16 protein-coding genes are annotated in these 18,360 nt (G+C 69.3%); 10 read left to right on the top strand and 6 right to left on the bottom strand.

What is annotated here, in order from left to right:
- Position 1: 1 nt before the first annotated feature.
- Positions 2–1,309: a Rieske 2Fe-2S domain-containing protein gene (locus tag ACIA5C_RS42465; protein ID WP_396065781.1), complete on the bottom strand. Its 1,308-nt coding sequence runs from the start codon at positions 1,307–1,309 to the stop codon at positions 2–4.
- 77 nt (positions 1,310–1,386) lie between these two features.
- Here ACIA5C_RS42465 and ACIA5C_RS42460 point away from each other — a divergent pair, with 77 nt between their 5' ends.
- From ACIA5C_RS42460 to ACIA5C_RS42430, 7 genes are all read left to right on the top strand, one after another.
- Complete coding sequence (locus ACIA5C_RS42460) at positions 1,387–2,625, top strand: MFS transporter (RefSeq protein WP_396065779.1); 1,239 nt, start codon at positions 1,387–1,389, stop codon at positions 2,623–2,625.
- Between the two features lie 155 nt (positions 2,626–2,780).
- A complete protein-coding gene (locus ACIA5C_RS42455) occupies positions 2,781–3,848 on the top strand; it encodes an ABC transporter substrate-binding protein (protein ID WP_396065777.1) in 1,068 nt (355 codons plus the stop codon).
- Between the two features lie 64 nt (positions 3,849–3,912).
- Positions 3,913–5,676, top strand: a complete 1,764-nt coding sequence (locus tag ACIA5C_RS42450) for an ABC transporter permease (RefSeq protein ID WP_396065775.1) — start codon at positions 3,913–3,915, stop codon at positions 5,674–5,676.
- 5 nt (positions 5,677–5,681) lie between these two features.
- Positions 5,682–6,815, top strand: a complete 1,134-nt coding sequence (locus tag ACIA5C_RS42445) for an ABC transporter ATP-binding protein (protein WP_396065773.1) — start codon at positions 5,682–5,684, stop codon at positions 6,813–6,815.
- A complete protein-coding gene (locus tag ACIA5C_RS42440) occupies positions 6,808–8,265 on the top strand; it encodes a hypothetical protein (RefSeq protein WP_396065771.1) in 1,458 nt (485 codons plus the stop codon). Before ACIA5C_RS42445 ends, ACIA5C_RS42440 begins: the two co-directional genes overlap by 8 nt.
- A complete protein-coding gene (locus ACIA5C_RS42435) occupies positions 8,265–9,059 on the top strand; it encodes a CbbQ/NirQ/NorQ/GpvN family protein (RefSeq protein ID WP_396065769.1) in 795 nt (264 codons plus the stop codon). The genes ACIA5C_RS42440 and ACIA5C_RS42435 overlap by 1 nt, the downstream gene beginning before the upstream one ends.
- Entirely contained in the window at positions 9,056–11,080 is a 2,025-nt protein-coding gene (locus tag ACIA5C_RS42430; RefSeq protein WP_396065767.1) for a hypothetical protein, read from the top strand. Before ACIA5C_RS42435 ends, ACIA5C_RS42430 begins: the two co-directional genes overlap by 4 nt.
- Before the next feature lie 81 nt (positions 11,081–11,161).
- Here the strand turns inward: ACIA5C_RS42430 and ACIA5C_RS42425 are convergent, their stop codons facing one another.
- The gene (locus ACIA5C_RS42425) at positions 11,162–12,121 is read right to left on the bottom strand and encodes a LysR family transcriptional regulator (RefSeq protein WP_396065765.1); all 960 of its coding nucleotides are present in this window, start codon (positions 12,119–12,121) and stop codon (positions 11,162–11,164) included.
- Between the two features lie 57 nt (positions 12,122–12,178).
- On the opposite strand from ACIA5C_RS42425, the gene ACIA5C_RS42420 reads away from it, so the two are divergent.
- Positions 12,179–13,081, top strand: coding sequence for an SDR family oxidoreductase (locus ACIA5C_RS42420; RefSeq protein WP_396065763.1), 903 nt, complete (start codon positions 12,179–12,181; stop codon positions 13,079–13,081).
- Between the two features lie 17 nt (positions 13,082–13,098).
- On the top strand, positions 13,099–13,833 hold the full coding sequence (locus ACIA5C_RS42415; RefSeq protein WP_396065761.1) for an SDR family oxidoreductase: 735 nt from the start codon (positions 13,099–13,101) through the stop codon (positions 13,831–13,833).
- Between the two features lie 225 nt (positions 13,834–14,058).
- Here the strand turns inward: ACIA5C_RS42415 and ACIA5C_RS42410 are convergent, their stop codons facing one another.
- A complete protein-coding gene (locus ACIA5C_RS42410) occupies positions 14,059–14,778 on the bottom strand; it encodes a methyltransferase (protein ID WP_396065759.1) in 720 nt (239 codons plus the stop codon).
- Positions 14,779–14,845: 67 nt separating this feature from the next.
- Complete coding sequence (locus tag ACIA5C_RS42405) at positions 14,846–15,862, bottom strand: cupin domain-containing protein (RefSeq protein WP_396065757.1); 1,017 nt, start codon at positions 15,860–15,862, stop codon at positions 14,846–14,848.
- A 79-nt stretch (positions 15,863–15,941) separates the two neighbouring features.
- Here ACIA5C_RS42405 and ACIA5C_RS42400 point away from each other — a divergent pair, with 79 nt between their 5' ends.
- On the top strand, positions 15,942–16,931 hold the full coding sequence (locus ACIA5C_RS42400) for an ABC transporter substrate-binding protein (RefSeq protein ID WP_396065755.1): 990 nt from the start codon (positions 15,942–15,944) through the stop codon (positions 16,929–16,931).
- Between the two features lie 49 nt (positions 16,932–16,980).
- Here the strand turns inward: ACIA5C_RS42400 and ACIA5C_RS42395 are convergent, their stop codons facing one another.
- Together ACIA5C_RS42395 and ACIA5C_RS42390 are read right to left on the bottom strand one after the other, a co-directional pair.
- Positions 16,981–17,556, bottom strand: a complete 576-nt coding sequence (locus ACIA5C_RS42395) for a cupin domain-containing protein (RefSeq protein ID WP_396065753.1) — start codon at positions 17,554–17,556, stop codon at positions 16,981–16,983.
- A 35-nt stretch (positions 17,557–17,591) separates the two neighbouring features.
- Positions 17,592–18,314, bottom strand: a complete 723-nt coding sequence (locus ACIA5C_RS42390) for a class II aldolase/adducin family protein (protein ID WP_396065751.1) — start codon at positions 18,312–18,314, stop codon at positions 17,592–17,594.
- Between the last annotated feature and the right edge of the window lie 46 nt (positions 18,315–18,360).

Below are 18,360 nucleotides of genomic sequence, written 5' to 3'. Positions count from 1 at the left end.
CTCACACCGTCGTCTGGCGGACGCCCGGCGTGGCCACCAGGTCTTCGCGGCAGGCCTCGACGAACGACTCGTCCTGGGGGAGCACCGTGGCGACCGAGCGCACCCGGTGGTGGGCCGGGTCGACGCCGGGCGGTGTGATGCCCTTGTCGCGCAACTCGACCGCGGCGGTGACCAGCTTGCGCCGGGCCTTGATGATGCCGCTGTCGGCCGAGACCAGCCGCTCCTTGGACCGGTCGACGATCGGGCCCATGCTCTCCTGCAGTGAGGCGTCCTGCATGGCGATGCCCCGGATGCCGGAGAACGTCTCGCCGCGGCGCTGGGCGCCGCGATCCATCAGGTAGTCGTTGTCCCGATTCTGCAGCGGCCGGTACGTGCCGCCGGGCTCGTACTCGTTGTGCACGCCGTGGCCCGCCTTCATCGCCGCAACCTCGGCCTCGGTGAGCGCCCGGACCGGCAGGTAGTCGAAGGTGAAGACCCAGCAGTTCTCGTCGTCGATCGGCACCCAGAAGTGGCCGTGCACCGGGTGGTCGGCCCGCGGCGGCACCATCGTGAAGGCCGGCATGACCCACGGCGTGATGCGCCAGTAGTAGTGGCCCTCTTCCGCGTTGCGGCGCACGCCGACGAGCAGGCCGCCGTCGGACTCGACCACCTCGAAGAACGGCCGCATGTCGTTCAGGTTGTACTCGTTGCCCTTGGAACCCTTGAACAGCGGGTCGTTCTTCAGGCCGGCGTTGTGCAGCCAGGAGACGTGGCTGGAGTCGATGCCGCCCTCGAGGGCCTGCAGCCAGTTGCACTCCTGCCAGCGCTTGGACGTGTAGGTCTGCTCGGACGGGACCGTGCAGAACTCGTACTCCGGGAGCGGGGGTTGCCGGCCGGGGTCGCCCATGTAGGCCCAGAGGACGTCGCCGACCTTGACCATCGGGTACGACGTGAGCTTGACCTTGCGGCAGAACGTGCTGTTGTCCGGCTCGGACGGCACCTCGATGCACTGGCCCGTCGTGTCGTACTTCCAGCCGTGGTAGGCGCAGCGCAGCCCGGGCGCCTGCCCGGTTTCCTGCGGCTCGTTGTTGCCGAACCAGAGCGACGCGCCACGATGCGCGCAGAACTCGTCGATCAGGCCGTAGTTGCCGGCGCTGTCGCGGAAGGCGATCAACCGCTCGGAGAGCAGCTTGACCCGCACCGGCGGGCTGCCGGGTTCGGGCAGTTCCTCGGCGAGCAGCGCCGGGATCCAGTACTGCCGGAACAGGTCGCCCATCTCGGTTCCGGGCCCGGTCCGGGTCAGCAGCTCGTTGATTTCCTGCTTGAGCATCGGGGGTTCCGCCTTTCACTGACTGGCAGGCAAACTGTAATACCATTTGGCCACTAAATCGAGAGGGGCTCTCATCGATGGCCGTCCCGGCGGTTCTCAGGCACCGCGATTTCGATCTCTACTGGTTCGGCGTGGTCTTCTCCCAGATCGGCACCCGGGGAACCGTGGCCGCGAACCTCTACCAGGTGTACGAACTGAGCCGTTCGACCGCGCTGACCGGCCTCGTCGGCCTCGCGCAGGCGATCTCGTTGCTCGTGCTCAGCCCGATCGGCGGCGCGTACGCCGACCGCCTCGACCGCCGCCGTCTCCTGCAGGCGACCCAGCTGCTGGCCCTGGTCGTCGCCCTCGGGCTGGGCATCGTCACCGAGTCCGGCCATGCCAGCGTCGCCGAGGTGCTGGCGTCCGTCCTGCTCACGACCGCGGCCGGCACCTTCGACCAGCCGGCCCGGCAGGCGCTGATCCCGGCCATGGTCCCGCGCAACCAGCTGGCGCAGGCGTTCGCCCTGATCAACCCGTCCCGCGAGATCGCGGTGCTGGCCGGTCCGGCGCTGGCCGGCCTGTTCATCGCCGTGCACGGCCCCGGCCTGATGTACCTGGCCGACGCCGCCACCTACGCCGTGCTGGCGATCGTGCTCGGCGTGCTCAAGGTGCCGCGGCTGATAGCGTCCAGACACCTGCCGGTGCTGCACAGCATCGCCGAGGGGGCTCGCTTCGTGGCCCGGCGCCCGACGATCTGGATGATGATGAGCCTCGACCTGTCGGCCACCCTGTTCGGGGCCTATCGCGTGGTCCTGCCGGCGTTGACGCTCACCGTGCTGCATGCCGGGCCCACGGCGTACGGCCTGCTCTCGAGCGCTCCCAGCGCGGGCGCCCTGCTGGCCACCTGGCCGGTGGTGCACCTGGTCGGCCGGCCCGGCCGGACCGGCCGGATCCTGCTGGCCGCCTCCGCCGGGTACGGCGTGGCCACGCTCCTGCTGGCCCAGTCCCGCTGGCTGCTGCTCGCCCTGCTCGCCGGTCTGCTGGTCGGCGCGTTCGACGCGCTGGCCACGACGATCCGGCAGGCCGCGGTGCAACTGGAGACGCCGGACGAGATGCGGGGGCGGGTTTCCTCGATCTACCAGATGGCCTCGCGCGGCGGCCCGGCGCTCGGCGACACGATAATCGGTGGCGTTGCGTCCGCGCTCGGCCCGGTTTCGGCGCTCTCCCTGGGGTCGATCGTCCCGATCGTCTACGCGACCGGCCTCTGGGTGCGGGGGAGCCGCCTGCGGGACTACCGGACCGTTCCGGAGCCGGAGCCTGCCGTCACGTCCCCGTAACGTCCCATTGACAAATGGTCCTACCTTCGGGCCATACTCCCTTAGCTGACGGCGTGATCCAGGACACGGCCGGCCCGTTCCGGCCTCGACGCGCAGCCGAATCTCCCCTCGAAGGGTTCACGCAGATGAGAGCACGCGGAGTACGTCAACACAGATTGCTTGCGTTACTGTCCACCTCCCTGGTCCTCGTCCTCGCGGCCTGCGGGAACGGGGGCGGCAGCGCGCCGACTCAGGCCGCCGCCAAGGACACGAGCCTCGACTCGCTCTCGACTGCCGACCTGGCCGCTCAGGCCGCCAAGGAAGGCACCCTCACCTGGTACACCACCTTCGCCGACGAGGACGTCCAGCCGATCCTCGCGGCGTTCCACAAGAAATACCCGAACGTCGGGGTCAAGCCGCTGCGGCTGTCGGCCGACAAGATCCCGCCACGGGTCATCACCGAGCAGCGCGGCAAGCAGTTCACCGCCGACATCGTCTCCGGTGACTCGCCCCAGCTGGCCCAGCTGCTCCAGGTCGGTGCGCTCCAGCCGTACACCCCGAAGGACCAGTCGCCGCTGCCGTCCGGGCTGTCGCTGCCCGCGGGCTACGAGGGCATCGTGTACGTGGTGACCACGGTCCTGGCGTACAACCCCGAGATCGTGAAGCAGAAGAACATGCCCGTACCGACCGGCTGGCCGGACCTGACCAACCCGGCCTGGAAGGGGCAGTTCTCGATCGACCCGGGCGCGGTCAACTGGTACGACAGCCTCGTGCACGGCATGGGCCACGACCAGGCGCTCAGCCTGTTGAAGGCGCTCGGTGCCAACAAGCCGGTGTTCGTCGAGAGCCACACCCAGGCGCTGACCCAGGTGCAGGCGGGCGAGCCGGCCGGCGCGGCCACGGCGTACGGCTACAAGGCGTCGAGCCTCAAGAAGAAGAACGCCAAGACTGTCGAGTTCGTCAACGCCACCCAGCTCCCGGCCTCGCTGAACCTCATCGACGTGGTCAAGAACGCGCCGCATCCGGCCGCCGCCCGGCTGTTCGAGGACTGGATGGTCTCGCAGGAGGGTCAGCAGGCGGTCGTCGACGTCACCAACCACACCTCGATCCGGCCCGACGTCAAGAACGACGCGGCGGTCTGGGATCCCAGCAAGTGGACGCCGGCCTGGGGCGAGCCGAACCTGCCGGCGAAGACCTACAACGACGAGCTCAACGAGATGAAGACGGCCCTGCAGGCGCCGTGACAGCTCTCGGCGGCGCCGGCGCCCAGAACCCGGCGCCGCCGAGCCAGACCAAGGGACGCGTCCGATGGCGTTGCTCGCTCGACAGCCGACCACCGCTCCACCTCCCGACCGGCCGGCGCCCTACCGGAGGCGCTGGCAGGACCGTCTCAATCCCCGGTACATCACGCTGGCCGTCGCCGCTCTCGCCGTCGCGTACCTCGCGCTGGTGCCGGTCGGCACGATGCTCTACGCCAGCTTCCAGTCCGACTTCCTGGGCACCACGCCGAGCACGTGGACGCTGCACAACTACGTCAGCACCTTCAGCCAGGCCGGCATCGGCAGCCTGATCTACAACTCGTTCGTCTACGCGGCCGCGACGTCGGTGGTGTCGACGGTCCTCGGCTTCGGGCTCGCCTGGCTGGTCGTGCGCACCAACACGCCGGCCAAGGGCTTCGCCCGGATCGCCGCGCTGGTCCCGCTGATCCTCCCCGGCATCCTCAACACGGTCGCCTGGAGCCTGCTGCTCTCGCCCCAGCGTGGTCAGGCCAACCTCGCCCTGCACGCGCTGCACCTGCCCGAGTTCAACGTCTACTCGCTGGCGGGCATGGTCTTCGTGCAGTCGATGCACGTCGTCCCCGTCGCCTACCTGATGGGCACCGCGTCGTTCACCTCGATGGACTCCTCGCTCGAGGAGGCCGCGCTGGCGTCCGGCTGCACGCCGGCCCGCACCTTCCGCACGATCACCCTGCGGATCGCCCGCCCGGCCATCCTGTCCGCGGCGCTGCTGATGTTCGTACAGACCATCTCCACCTTCGAGGTGCCGCAGCTGATCGGCGTACCGGCCCGGCACTACGTCTTCGTCAGCCGGATCTACTCCGCGCTGCAGCAGTTCCCGGCCGACTACGGCACGGTCGGCGTGCTCGGCATCTTCGTGCTGGTGGTCGCCTGTGTGGGGCTGATCGGTTCGCAGCGGCTGAGCCGGAACAGCGCGGTCGCCACCATCACCGGCAAGGGTTTCCGCCCGCGCGCCCAGGACATCGGCGGCTGGCGCTGGGCCGGCCTGGCCGGGTTCGTGGTGTTCTTCGTGGTCGCGGTCGCCCTGCCGCTGCTGATGCTGCTCTGGGCGTCGTTGCTGCCGACCTACGAGTCGCCGTCGATGGACGCGTTGCACCACCTGAGCGTCACCAACTACTCCCAGGTGCTGCACCGGGCCGGCATCCTCGACGCGGTCGAGAACAGCCTGATCACCGCGTTCGCGGCCGGGCTGATCGTGACCGCGCTGAGCGCGGTCGTGGCCTACCTGACCGTGAAGACCCGCATCCGGGGCCGGGGCCTGCTGGACGGGCTGGCGACGGTTCCGATCGCGGTGCCGAGCGTGGTCATGGGTGTCGGCGTCCTCTACTGGTACCTCTCGGCGCCGCTGCCGTTCCATATCTACGGCACGCTCACCATTCTGATCATCGCATTCGTCACGATCACCCTGCCCTACGCCATGCGCTACCTGGTGCCCGGCATGGCGCAGATCAAGGACGAGCTGGAAGAGGCGGCGACCGCTAGCGGCGCCAACTGGCCACAGGCGTTCCGGCGCATCTTCATCCCGCTGCTCATGCCGTCGCTGCTGTCGGCGTTCGTCTACACGATGATCGTGGCGTTCCGCGAGATCTCGGCCGCGATCTTCCTCTACACCTCGAACACCGAGGTCGTCTCGGTGCAGGTCTACGACCTCTACTCGTCCGGCAACTACCCGGTGGTGGCCGCCCTGGGTGTACTCATCGTGCTGTTCCTCAGCGTGCTCGCGCTGGTCGTGCGGTTGATCAGCCGCCGGTTCGGCATCAAGAACGGAAGTTGACGCTCATGATCAAGTTGACCGGGCTCGTCAAGCGCTACCCCGGCCGCGCGGTCGGCGCGAACGCCGTCGACGGCATCGACCTCGAGGTGGGCGAGGGCAAGCTGACCACCCTGCTCGGGCCGAGCGGCTGCGGCAAGACCACCACCCTGCGCCTGATCGCCGGGCTGGAACGGGCCGACGCCGGCACGGTCGAGATCGGCGGACAGGTCGTCTCCGACCCGGCCCGCGGCATCTTCATCGGGCCACACCGGCGCCCGATCGGCATCGTCTTCCAGTCGTACGCCATCTGGCCGCACATGACCGTCGTCGAGAACGTGATGTTCCCGCTTCGGGTGAGCCGTCCGCGCGTACGGAAAAACGAGGCCCGCAAGCGGGCGCTGGAAGCCCTCGACGCGGTGGGTCTGGCCGATTTCGCCGAACGGCCGGCGCCGGCACTCTCCGGCGGGCAGCAGCAGCGCGTGGCGCTGGCGCGGGCTCTGGTACGCGAACCGAAGGTGCTGCTGCTCGACGAGCCGCTGAGCAACCTCGACAAGGGCCTGCGCGGCCGCATGCGCGACGAGATCCGGGCCGTCCAGCAGCGGCTCGGCATCACCACCGTCTTCGTCACCCACGACCAGGACGAGGCGCTCGCGGTGTCCGACGACGTCGTGGTCATGAACGGCGGCCACGTCATCGAGCGCGGCGTTCCGCACGCCATCTACACCTACCCCCGCGACATGTTCACCGCCCGCTTCCTCGGCGTCTCCAACAGCCTGGACGGGATCGTCGAGTCGGTCGGGCCGGACGGGGCGACGGTGACGTTCGGCAAGCGCTCGATGCTGTGCCGCCAGTGCGAGTCCATCGAGACCGGCCAGCCGGTCAGCGTGTTCATGCGGCCGGAGAGTTTCAAGCTGTCGCGCCGGCAGCACAGCGACGAGGCCTGGTCGGGAACCATCGAATTCAGCATCTACCACGGTGACTGCTGGGACTACCACGTACGCCTGGGCGACGACCTGCTGAAGGTGCGCGTCTACCGGGAGAAGGTCGGCCTCGAGCACGGGGATCTCGTCTACCTGGAGCCCGATGCCGACAGCGCGATCGTCATGCCGGCCGCCACCGGCATGGCCGCCACCCCCGCCGAGGTGAGCCGTCTTGCCTGACGCAGCGCTGCGAGGGCCCGGCGTCCCCGCGCCCCTCGACGGTTTCGAGTTTCCCGCCCCCCGCTTTCCCCGCTACCTGCTGCAGGACCGCACCGACGACATCGAGGAGCTGATGCCGCTGGCCCGCGCGCACGTGCGCCGGCGGTACGGCCGGTCGGCGCTCGGCGACGTGCGGCCGGGCGACGAACTGCTCATCGTCACCTTCCCGCACCAGCACGAGCTCGTGTTCGAGGCACTGCGCCGGGCCCTGCTCGAACTCGGAGTGGCCAAAGTGGACCGGATCGACGTCACCGACCTCGGCATGGAGGTGCGCGAATACAGCGCGGCCGACGGCTGGCGCGAGATCACCGACCGGCTGCCCCCGATGATCGAGGAGGGCGTCGAGTTCAACGTTGCCGCGGCCGCGCTGAAGAAGTTCCTCGACGACCGGCCGGGGTTCACCGGGGTCTATGCCGGGGAGGCCGGGCGGTCGCACTGGAAAAGGGCGGCCGGCAAGCGCATCCGCAACAACTGGGTGTACTCGACGTACGAGGACTTCATCTCCCGGGCCAACGGCGTGCCGGACGAGATCTGGCGGACGGTCGACCTGATGGTGGTCGACGCCTTCCGCAATGCCGCCGAGGTGCGGATCACCAGCCCGGAAGGCACCGACATCGGCTGGCAGGTCACCCAGGCCCAAGCGGAACTCTGGCCCAGGGGTGCGTACATCTCCGGGCATATCCTCGGCTCGACCATCCAGGGCATCCGCTTCGGCCACCCGGCGGAGACGTTTCTCAGAGAAGCGAAGACCCTGATGCCCACGCTCAACGGCGTGATCGGCGGAACCAGCAACCACACCGGTTACTACCCGCACATTCAGATCACGATCGAAGGCGGGATGATCTCCAAGATCGACGGAGGCGGCCGGTACGGCGACCTCTGGCGCGAGGTGGTCGAGCGCTATCGCGACGTTCAATACCCGGGATTCCCCTACCCGGGCTGGGCATACTTCAACGACGCCTCGATCGGCACCAATCCGAAGAGCTACCGGCAGATCGAGACGCTCTGGAAGTACAACGACTCGTGGACCAACCTCCCCGAGCGCGCCCAGGCCGGCGTCATCCACTTCGGCTTCGGTGCCGAGCACTGGGACCACACCTTCCTCGACTACGCCAAGCGCAACAAGCTGCCGACCATGCACTTCCCGCACGTGCACAACCTGTTCGCCACCTACCGGATCAAGCGGCGGGACACCGGCGAGTGGGTCACGCTGATCGACAAGGGCCGCATCGCGGCCCTCGACCACCCCCGGGTGGTGCGGCTGGCGAGCAGCCTCGGCGGCACCGAACACCTCGAGTACGACTGGATCCCGGCGCTGCCCGGCATCAACTTCCCGGGTGACTACCACCGCGACTACGCGGGTGACCCGGTGGCCTGGATCGAGCGCGAGCAGCGGGGAGAGTTCGCCTGATGTCCGACCTTCTGCTGGAAGCGCCGTTCTATCTGCCCACCGGAGACGAGGTCGAACTGTTCCGGGCGGCCTACGAGGAGCGCATCCCGGTGCTGCTCAAGGGCCCGACCGGCTGCGGGAAGACCCGGTTCGTCGAATACATGGCCTGGACACTGACCCACGAACTGGTGACGGTCACCTGCCACGACGACATGACCGCGGCCGACCTGGTCGGGCGCTACCTGCTCGCGGCCGACGGCACGACCTGGCTCGACGGGCCGCTCACCCAGGCGGTCCGATCCGGGGCACTGTGCTACCTGGACGAGGTGGTGGAGGCCCGGAAGGACACCACGGTCGTCCTGCATTCGCTGACCGACCACCGGCGTACGCTGCCCATCGAACGCCTCGGCGCCCAGCTCACCGCCCACCCCGATTTTCTCCTGGTGGTCTCCTACAACCCGGGCTACCAGGCGTCGGCGAAGGACCTCAAGCCGAGCACCCGGCAGCGGTTCATGGCCATCGAGTTCGACTATCCGGGGGCCGGGCCGGAGGCGACGATCATCGCGCACGAGGCGGGCATCGACGCCGGCACCGCCGAATCGCTGGCGTTCCTCGGCGACCGGCTGCGCAACCTCGACGAGGCCGACCTGATCGACGGGCCCAGCACCCGGCTGCTCATCTACGTGGGAGCCCTGGTCCGTAAGGGAATCCCGGCTCGGCGGGCCTGCGATGTCGCGCTGGTGCAGGCGATCAGCGACGACGCGGAGGTCCAGGAGGCGGTACGCAAGGTGGCGTCGGCGGTCTTCGCGTCGTGAGACCGCAGTTCGAACCCCGGCAACAGGCTCTCACCCTCTATTTCCGGGCGCTCTCGGGCCGGGGGTGCGAGCTTTCCCCGTACGCCGACGACGCCGACCTGTGGCAGCACCCGGACACCGCGACGACCGTCCGGTTGCCCGCCACGGCGCCGCCGGTCGACCGGTGGTACGACGTGGCGCTGACCCATCGCGCGCTGCACCACGCGATGGGCACGTTCCGGCTCGACCTCGACCGGCCGGAGCCGTTGTTCCGGCGCATCCGGCCGGCCGCCGATCGGTCGCTGCCGGCGCTGGAACAATTCACCCGCCTGTTCGGGCGATCGGCGCTGGCGGTCGAGATCTACGCCGTACTGGAAGACCTCCGCATCGATGCGGCGGCCGTGCGCCGCTTCCCGGGGCTGGCCGCCGCCTTTCGTGCGGTGCAGCGCGAAGCGCTGGAAAACCGGCCCGAACTCGTGCTGCTGCCACCGCGGGCCGCGGTCGCCGAGGCTCTCGTGCGGTTTTCGCTGGGCGCTCGCGACGTCATGGCGCCTCCGTCGCTGTTCGGCCCGCTAGCGTCGATGGCCGCCGTGGCCCGCGTCCTGGACTCTCCGGCCGCCACCCCGGAATCGTCGGTGGAAGCCGCGATCCGGATCTACCAGGTGCTGGCCGGGCTTCCGAACGTCGGCGTGCAGCGCGCTGCCCGGCCGTTCGCCTACCTCTCCTCCGATGCCGACCCGGACGATCCGGGGTTCAGGTTGGGGGAGAAGGAGATCCAGCTGGAGGGCGACGAGAAGTTCGAAGTGCGCTTCCACCCGGTGCGCTACCGGGACGTGCCCGGGCCCCGCTACGCCGGGCAGCAGGCGTCGGGAATGCCGCTGCAGGAGGCCATCCTGCGGATGATGCCGGATTCCTCGGAGGCCTCGGCGGACGAGGACACCGACGGCCTGGTCGAGCGGTCGCTGCAGGCCGAGCGCGGCGGTGTCGACGTGACGGCGACCGACCGGCCGGACACGCCGCCCGAGCCGCTGCCGCACGACCACGGCCCCGACCTCGACGAGGAGCACGACCACGTCCACGGGCACCTGCACGCCCACGGACGCGACGAGTTCGTCTACCCGGAATGGGATTCGGTGGCCGGTCACTATCTGCGCGACTGGACCCTGGTGCGGCAGTGGCGGCCGTCGCCGCTGGTGAAAGCCCGGGCCGACCGAAGCCATCGGGGCGCGCTGGCCCGGCACGGTCACCTGCTGCCGAGGATGGTCGGTGAGCTGGAAAGGGTGCGCCCGGCGGGCCGTGACTTCGTCCGCCGCAGCCGCCACGGCGACGACCTCGACCTCGACGCCTGCATCGAGGCGCTGATCGACCTGCGCACCGGCGTCGAGCCGAGCGACCGCGTCTTCGTCAGCGTCCAGGAACGCCGCCGCGACGTGGCGGTGGCGGTCGCGATCGACCTGAGCTCGTCGACCGCCGAACGCCTGCCCGGCACGACTCCGCCGAAACGCATCCTCGACCTTCAGCGCGACGCCGTCTCGTTGCTGCTGGAGGCACTGGACCGGATCGGCGACGGCTACGGCATCTACGGCTTCTCCGGCGGCGGCCGCGACGACGTCCGCGTCTCGGTCGTCAAGGGCCTCGACGAGCGCCGCACCCCGGCGATGGTCCACCGTCTGGCCGGCCTGGTCCCCGACCACACCACCCGCATGGGGCCGCCGATCCGTCACCTGACATCGTTGCTGCGCCGCGCCGACGCAGCGACGAAGATCCTGCTGATCGTCTCGGACGGCCGCCCCTACGACCTCGACTACGGCCAGCAGTACGGCGACCCGGCCGTCCTGTCCTACGCCGTGGCCGACACCGCGAAGGCGCTGCAGGAGGCCCGCGCGCTCGGCGTACGCCCCTACCTGGTGACGATCGACCCGGCCGGCGGCGACTACCTGAGCGAGATGGCCGACCCGCAGGAATACCACGTCATCAGCGACGCCCTGGACCTGCCGAACGCCTTGGCCTCCCTCTACCTGGTCGCCCGCGCCGCCTCCTGACCGGTGGCACCGTGCCGGCGGAGGTGGCGTTCTGCCTCCGGCGCCACAACACGATGGCCTACGAGCCCGCGCCCGGCCACTTCACCTTCGACCCGGAAAGCCCGCCCGCCCGGGCTCTGCCGGCCCTGTTCCGGAATCCGTAGGGACGGCCGCCCGCACGATCCCGCGTAGCCAGCGGTGGCCCGGGTCGGAGTCGACGTGCGGGTGCCAGGCCATCCGGTAGGACAGGGTTTCGATCTCCGGCGGGGCCGGCACCACCGACAGCCGGTCGCGGCCGGCCAGCGACGGCACCAGCAGCGACGGCAGGGTGACCATCAGCGCCGTGCCCGGCAAGGTCAGCGGCGCCACCGCGTGGAACGGCAGGATCGACGCCACATCGCGGGGTGTGCCGCGGGCGGCCAGCACCCGGTCGATCGCCGGCTGGGTGCCCGCCGTGACGTCGATCGCCACGTGGCGGCATCTGAGGTAGTCGTCGAGGGTGACCGCCGAGCGCCCGGCCAGCGGATGGTCGTGGGCCACCACGCAGACGAACCGGTCGGTGAACAGTTCGAGAGTGCGCAGCGGCGGCGGAGGCTGCGCGCCGAAGAAGGCCAGGTCGAGGTCGCCGACGGCGAGGTCGTCGAAGATGCGGGGGTGCCAGGCCGTGAAGCGTATGGTCGCGAGCGGCGCCTCCGACGCGACCCGCCGCACCAGCGCGGGCCCGACCACGGCCGTCGCGTAGTCGCTGCCGGCCAGCCGGATGGCGCGGCGATAGTCAGCCGGGTGGAAGGAGGAGCCCGCGAAGAGCTCGTCCAGCTGCGGCACCAGCACCGCGAGCTGGGACCGCACCCGCTCGGCCCGTGGCGTCAGCCGGTAGTCGCGGGTGGCCCGCACGAGCAGGTCGTCGTCGAGGACGCGCCGTAGCCGCTGGAGGGCCCGGCTCATCGCCGACTGGCTCAGCCCGACGCGCTCGGCCGCCCGCGATATGTTGCGCTCCTCGAGCAGCGCGTGCAGGGCGGGCAGCAGGTTGAGGTCGACGTTCTCGAGATGCGCCCGGTGCATATCGCAATTGTAGATTCTGCATGGCGCGCAGACCCCAAACGGGTGCACGCTGATTACATGCCTGATTCGAAGGTCATCATCGTTACGGGAGCCTCCAGCGGCTTCGGCAACCTGGCCGCCCGCGCGCTCGGCCGCCGCGGTCACATCGTCTACGCCGGCATGCGGGAGACCGCGGGACGTAATGCTGACAAGGTCGACGAGCTGCGGCGGCTGTCCGCGGCCGAGAGCATCGACGTGCGCGGCATCGAGATGGACGTGCAGGACCAGGACTCGGTCGACGCGGCGATCGCGCGGATCACCGCCGAGCAGCAGCGGATCGACGTGGTCGTGCACAACGCCGGACACATGGTGCTCGGGCCGACCGAGGCGTACACGCCGGAGCAGCTGGCCGAGCTCTACGACATCAACGTCATCAGCACCCAGCGGGTCAACCGCGCGGTCCTGCCGCTGCTGCGACGCCAGGGCAGCGGCCACCTCGTGTGGATCGGCAGCTCCAGCACCCGCGGCGGCCACCCGCCGTTCCTGGCTCCGTACTTCGCCGCCAAGGCGGGCATGGACGCGCTCGCCGAGAGCTACGCCGCGGAACTCGTCAAGTTCGGCATCGGCACCACGATCGTCGTGCCCGGCGCCTACCCCAGCGGCACCAACCATTTCCTCCATGCGTCGCCGCCTGGTGACCCGGCCCGCGCGGCCGAGTACGACGAGGCCTACGGGAAGCTCCGTGAAGAGATGGCGGCGCGGCTCGAGGGCATCTTCCCGGCCGGCCGGGGCGTCGAGGAGGTCGCCGACGAGATCGTGCGGGTCGTCGACCGGCCGGCCGCCGAGCGGCCCTATCGTGTTCACATCGATCCGAGCCGGGACGGCAGTGAGGTCGTGTCGGCGGTCTACGACCGCATCCGCGCCGAGTTCTACCATCGCATCGGCATCGCGGAACTTCTGAACGCCAACCCCAGCCTGTGAAGGACGGAGATTTCATCATGACAGAGCAGCAGGTCGCGATCGTCACGGGCGGTTCGCGAGGCATCGGACGCGCGACCGGGGTCAAGCTCGCGGCCCAGGGCGCCGCCGTGGTCGTCGGCTATGCGGGCGGCGCGGCCGAGGCCGCAAAGGTGGTCGACGAAATCACCGCGGCCGGGGGCCGGGCCGTCGCCGCGGGCGCCGACGTCGGCGACGAGAAGGCGGTCGCCGCCATGTTCGACCTCGCCCAGGAGACCTTCGGCGGCGTCGACGTGGTGGTCAACTCGGCCGGCATCATGCCGCTCACCACGATCGCCGAGCTCGACCTCGAGGTGCTCGACCGCATCTACCACACCAACACCCGCGGCGCCTTCGTCGTGCTCCGCGAGGCGGCCCGCCGGCTGCGGGACGGCGGCTCGATCGTGACGATCTCCACGTCGCAGGTCGGTCTGCTGTTCCCGACCTACGGGCCGTACGTGGCGAGCAAGGCCGGGATCGAGGCGATGTCCACAATCCTGGCCCGCGAGTTGCGCGGCCGGAACATCACGGTCAACTCGGTGGCGCCCGGCCCGACCGCCACCGACCTGTTCCTCAACGGCAAGGACCAGGCGACCATCGACCATTTGGCGAAGCTGCCGCCGCTCGAGCGCCTGGCCGAGGCCGGCGACATCGCCGACGTCGTCACCTTCCTGACCGGGCCGCAGGGCCACTGGGTCAACGGCCAGGTCGTCCGGGCCAACGGCGGAATCATCTGACACCCCGACACGACAAGGGCCGAGAGTTCGCTCTCGGCCCTTGCCCGTACGCGTTCAGGACCGGAAGAACTCCAGCAGTTCGGCGTTCACCAGGTCGGCGTACGGGTAGTGGCGGTCCTCGAACGCCTGCGGTTCCATCTGAATTCAAGGATTCCGGCTGCGTATGGTGGGACATGACGACCATCGAACTCACGTGCTTCCGGACGATCGGTAGCCGGCTGGGCCCTATGGCCGCTGGGCGCGGATGAGGAAGCGGTGCGAGCGGGCGCGGAACTCGCCCTGTTCGTGGACGCGTCGCAGCGCTTCCTCGTATTTCCCGACGGTGAAGTCCGGCACCTGCCACGCCACCGCCCGCAGCTGGAAGACCAGCGCGCCGACGTCGTGGAAGACGAAGTCCGGCCGCTCCTGGATGCGGTCGGTGACCGTCAGCCCGGCCTCGGTCAGCCGGGTCGTCGCCGTGGCGGCATCCCAGACCCGGTCGTACGCGGGCGGCGCGCCCAGCGCGGCGTTGATCTCCGCGCAGTCGTCGCTGCCGACCTGCTGCGTGAGAAGTACGCCGCCGGACTGGAGAACCCGCGCCACCTCACCCGCGTCGAGCCGACCGTGCCGGTTGAGAACCAGGTCGACCGACTCGGAGTCGACCGGCAGGCTTGCGTCCGGGGCGTAGCGGACGTCGATGCCGGGCACCGCGCGGGCCACCGCCAGGTTGGGCTCCCAGCCCTCGGTCGCGATCGTCCCCGGCGGCAAGGGGCCCAGCGAGGCCAGCAGCTCGCCGCCGCCGGTGTCGAGGTCGAGCACGGCCGTGCTGCGGGCGACCAGCGCCCGGGCCATGTCCGGGTAGGACCAGGACGGATCGGAGCCGGTGGCCCGCCCGGCCAGCCAGCCGAAGTCCCACCCGCGCAGCGGCACCGCCACCGCCTCGGCGACCAACTCGTCGTACGTCATCGGCGGACCCCTCGGAAGACGGCGCCGGCGATCGGACCGTGTCCACGATGCGATCCTTCCGCACCGATCAAGCGGTTTTCGCGGCCTCCGCCCGGTAATCCGGGGCGTTCTCGAAGTAGTGGGTGTTGTCGTAGCCCAGGTACTTGAAAATGCGGTTCTGCACCGAGAGGAGGTGCAGCGGTGTGCCGTCGGCCGCGAAGTGCTGGACGATCGTGTTCTGCGGGACGTAGAGGGTGTCGCCCTTGGTGATCTCGTGCCGGGTCGGTTCCTTGGCGATGCGGGCGTAGTAGCGCTCGGCGATCTCCGCCTCGACCTCCCAGTGCAGGGAGTAGCCATCGCCTTCGAGCACGTAGACGACCTCGTCGGCCATCTTCCAGTATCTGCCGGAGCGGCTGCCGGCGTCGATCTTCTGCTCCTGCACGTCGACCGAGAACTGGCGGTGGTCGGTCTGCTCCTTGGAGTTCATCACCCGGATGTGGCCCATCGGGGTGGTCTCCCACGTGCCGTCCTCGGCCGCGACGACCTTCTTGCGGTCCATCACGCCGGGGGTCCAGATGCGGGTCCAGTCCTCGCGGTCGCCGAACTCGCCGGGGCGGTCGATCGGGCCGCTGCGGCCCTGCTGGATCAGGCCCATGAACATCCAGGTCGACTTCGCCTTCATGACCAGGCAGACGGCGCGCTCGTCGTACGGGTTGTAGTGCCGGTGCACCGAGTCGGTGTGCACGAACACCAGGTCGCCCTGCTTCCAGTCGTATTTCTGGTCGTCGTGGATCTCGTAGCCGCGGCCCTCGAGGATGTAGAACGCGGCCTCGTTCTGGTGGCCGTGGCCGCGGTTGGCGCTGTCCGGCGGGAGCTCGACGAAGTGGATCTGCACGGTCTGGGTGAGGAACGGGTCGTCGCCGGGGCCGATCCGCCACCACGTACGGGATTTGGCCGAGTCACCGGAGTGCGCGGCGCTGTCGCCGGTGTCGACGACGACGGAGTCGTCGCGGACCCGCTCGGCGGCGAGCTGATCGCGCCGGAAGTGGTTGAGCCCGTAGGTCTCCGAGTCCAGGCCCCGGACGAAGGTGCGTCCCTTACCCATGCTGGCTGCTCGCTTTCTCTTGCTTGACGACAGGGCGTCAGTATAGGACTGATGGTCTAACCATTCCAGAGGAGTCACGATGGGAAACCTTCATCTCAGCATCGCGACGACGGATTACGACCACTTCCGCGACTTCCGCCTCGGCACGGTCACCGCGCAGGGCATCGACCACACCTGGTCGGTTCTCGGCCACCACGAGGTGTTCGCCCGTTTCACCGCCCACCGCGAGTGGGACGTCGCCGAACTGTCGATCGCCAAGTTCTCGGCCCAGGTCACCCGGGACGACCCGGACATCGTCGGCCTGCCGGTGGTCTGCTCGCGGCTGTTCCGCTTCAGCTCGTTCTACGTCAACCGGAACAGTGGCATCCGCACGATCGAAGACCTGCGGGGCAAGCGCGTGGGCTCCCCGGAGTGGGCCCATTCGGCCGCCGTCTACATGCGAGGGTGGATGCACAACGAGGCCGGCGTGAAGCTCGACGAGGTGCATTGGTGCCAGGCCGGCGCGAACGCGCCGGGCCGCGAGGAGAAGGTTGAACTCGCGCTTCCGGACGGGGTGCGGCTCACCCGCGTACGCGATCGCTCGCTCTCCGACCTCCTGGCAGCCGGCGACATCGACTGCGCCATCATCGCGCGGCCGCCGGACTGCTTCCTTCAGGGTCACCCGGACGTCGTGCGGCTCTATCCCGGCTACCAGGACATGGAATCCGAGTACTACGAACAGACCCACGTCTGGCCGATCATGCACCTGATCGCGATGAAGCGGTCGGTCATCGAGGATCACCCGTGGGTCGCGCGGAACCTCTACAACGCGTTCCTGGAGTCGAAGAACCGCAGCGTGGAGCGGCTTCTCGACCCGGCCGTGTCGCGCTATCCGCTGCCGTGGCTCGCGACCTACGGACGGCAGATGCGCGAGCGGTTCGGGGGAGACCCGTTCCCGTACGGCATCGAGGCGAACCGTCCGACCTTCAGCCAGCTGCTGACGTACGCCCATCAGCAAGGCATCGCCCACAAACTGGTCGACCCCGAGGAGGTCTTTCCGGTGGGCATCATGACGAAGGTGGTGGTCTGACGGCGTACGGAAAGCGGCCGGGCGAACCGCCCGGCCGCCGCCGGAACGCTCAACGCTTGTGGTTGTGGCTCCGGCCCTGCTTGACCGCTTCCTCGAGCACCAGCTGGGCGTCCTCGGGAGTCAGCTGCACGGCGTGCCGCTCGATGTTGTGCAGGCGCAGCGTGCGCAACAGCCCGGTGTCCTGGATCGCCAGGTAGCGCGAGGTGTCCTCCTGGTCGAGGTTGAAGTGCTGGTGCCAGGCCCAGCGCGGCGGGGCGAAAAGCGTGCCCTCCTGCCACTCGACCGCCTCGATCGGCTCGTCGTCATAGTTGATCAGCGAGAAGCCGTGGCCCTTGACCACGTAGAGGTAGGCCTCGGTGGTGTGCCGGTGGCGCACCGAGTTGCGGCCCGGCATGAGTTCGGAGATGTGCGCGCCCAGCACCTCGTAGTCGGCGAGGTCGAAGTAGTGCCCCTTGTTCTTGCGCCACGGGCGGGCCGGCAGCTCCATCTTGCGCAGGTCGTCCTCGACGACCAGGCCGGTGATCGGCGGGTGCTGCTTGTTGAACTCGTCCCGGGCCGCGATCTCCGAGGAGTCCTGGTTCTTCTTCTCGGACGAGAGCACGCCTTTGAGATAGTCGTCGCGCATGGGGCCTCCTGGATAATGGTCAGTCCATTAGACAGTCAAGCTTTCGCCGGCAAGCGTGTCAACAGGTGCCGCCACATCGTCTCGACGTTGAACCCGCCCCCGAGATCGGGCAGCGCGGCCAGGTCGTCGTCGCTGATCGCCCGCGGGGTGCCGCCGGCCTGGCGCACCGCTAGCGTCATCCGGGCCAGCGTGTCGACGGCGAGGGCCTGCAGCACCGCGGTCTTCACCGCGGTGTCGGGATCGCCGCCGGCCACGCTCACCAGGCCGTGCCCGCGCAGGATCACCACCGGCCGGTCGCCGAGCGCGTCGACCATGGCATCGGCGAGCTCGTCGGTCGTGACCAGAGCCGAGCGGTCCCAGACCGGAATGCCGTCGGCCGCCATCCGCGCGCCCGGGATGTCGTACGAGCCATAGATCGGCAACAGTGGCTCGTCGAGCAGCGAGGCTGTTACCACAGCCGGAGGATGGGCATGGACAACGACTGTGGATCGGGGGTGCCGGCGCAGCACCGCCCGGTGGATGGGCAACTCGTTCGGGGCGCTCCAGCCGTTAAGTTGATCCGGCGTACCGGTCATCGGCACCCGCCGGATGTCGTCCGGCTCGGTCGCGGCGAGGCCCGCCTCTCGCGGGCCACGGCATCGTACGAGAAGATGGGAGGTCCCCTGACGCGCACTGATGTGACCCAGCACGTGTTCGACCAGTCCGCAGGCTGCCATCACCCGACAAGCGGTGGCAATCGTCGCCGTTATGTCTGACATGATGGGCACATTAGTGGACTGCTGGTCTAACCTTTAACGACTGAGC

This window comes from Actinoplanes sp. NPDC051343, from assembly GCF_044455125.1.
Lineage (GTDB): Bacteria > Actinomycetota > Actinomycetes > Mycobacteriales > Micromonosporaceae > Actinoplanes.
This window is presented reverse-complemented; position numbering and strand designations above follow the sequence as displayed.

Coding starts and splice junctions, on each gene's coding strand:
- ACIA5C_RS42460 (WP_396065779.1), top strand. CDS start 1,387: ATGGCCGTCCCGGCGGTTCTCAGGCACCGCGATTTCGATCTCTACTGG.
- ACIA5C_RS42435 (WP_396065769.1), top strand. CDS start 8,265: ATGTCCGACCTTCTGCTGGAAGCGCCGTTCTATCTGCCCACCGGAGAC.
- ACIA5C_RS42450 (WP_396065775.1), top strand. CDS start 3,913: ATGGCGTTGCTCGCTCGACAGCCGACCACCGCTCCACCTCCCGACCGG.
- ACIA5C_RS42390 (WP_396065751.1), bottom strand. CDS start 18,314: ATGTCAGACATAACGGCGACGATTGCCACCGCTTGTCGGGTGATGGCA.
- ACIA5C_RS42400 (WP_396065755.1), top strand. CDS start 15,942: ATGGGAAACCTTCATCTCAGCATCGCGACGACGGATTACGACCACTTC.
- ACIA5C_RS42410 (WP_396065759.1), bottom strand. CDS start 14,778: ATGACGTACGACGAGTTGGTCGCCGAGGCGGTGGCGGTGCCGCTGCGC.
- ACIA5C_RS42425 (WP_396065765.1), bottom strand. CDS start 12,121: ATGCACCGGGCGCATCTCGAGAACGTCGACCTCAACCTGCTGCCCGCC.
- ACIA5C_RS42405 (WP_396065757.1), bottom strand. CDS start 15,862: ATGGGTAAGGGACGCACCTTCGTCCGGGGCCTGGACTCGGAGACCTAC.
- ACIA5C_RS42420 (WP_396065763.1), top strand. CDS start 12,179: ATGCCTGATTCGAAGGTCATCATCGTTACGGGAGCCTCCAGCGGCTTC.
- ACIA5C_RS42395 (WP_396065753.1), bottom strand. CDS start 17,556: ATGCGCGACGACTATCTCAAAGGCGTGCTCTCGTCCGAGAAGAAGAAC.
- ACIA5C_RS42445 (WP_396065773.1), top strand. CDS start 5,682: ATGATCAAGTTGACCGGGCTCGTCAAGCGCTACCCCGGCCGCGCGGTC.
- ACIA5C_RS42465 (WP_396065781.1), bottom strand. CDS start 1,309: ATGCTCAAGCAGGAAATCAACGAGCTGCTGACCCGGACCGGGCCCGGA.
- ACIA5C_RS42415 (WP_396065761.1), top strand. CDS start 13,099: ATGACAGAGCAGCAGGTCGCGATCGTCACGGGCGGTTCGCGAGGCATC.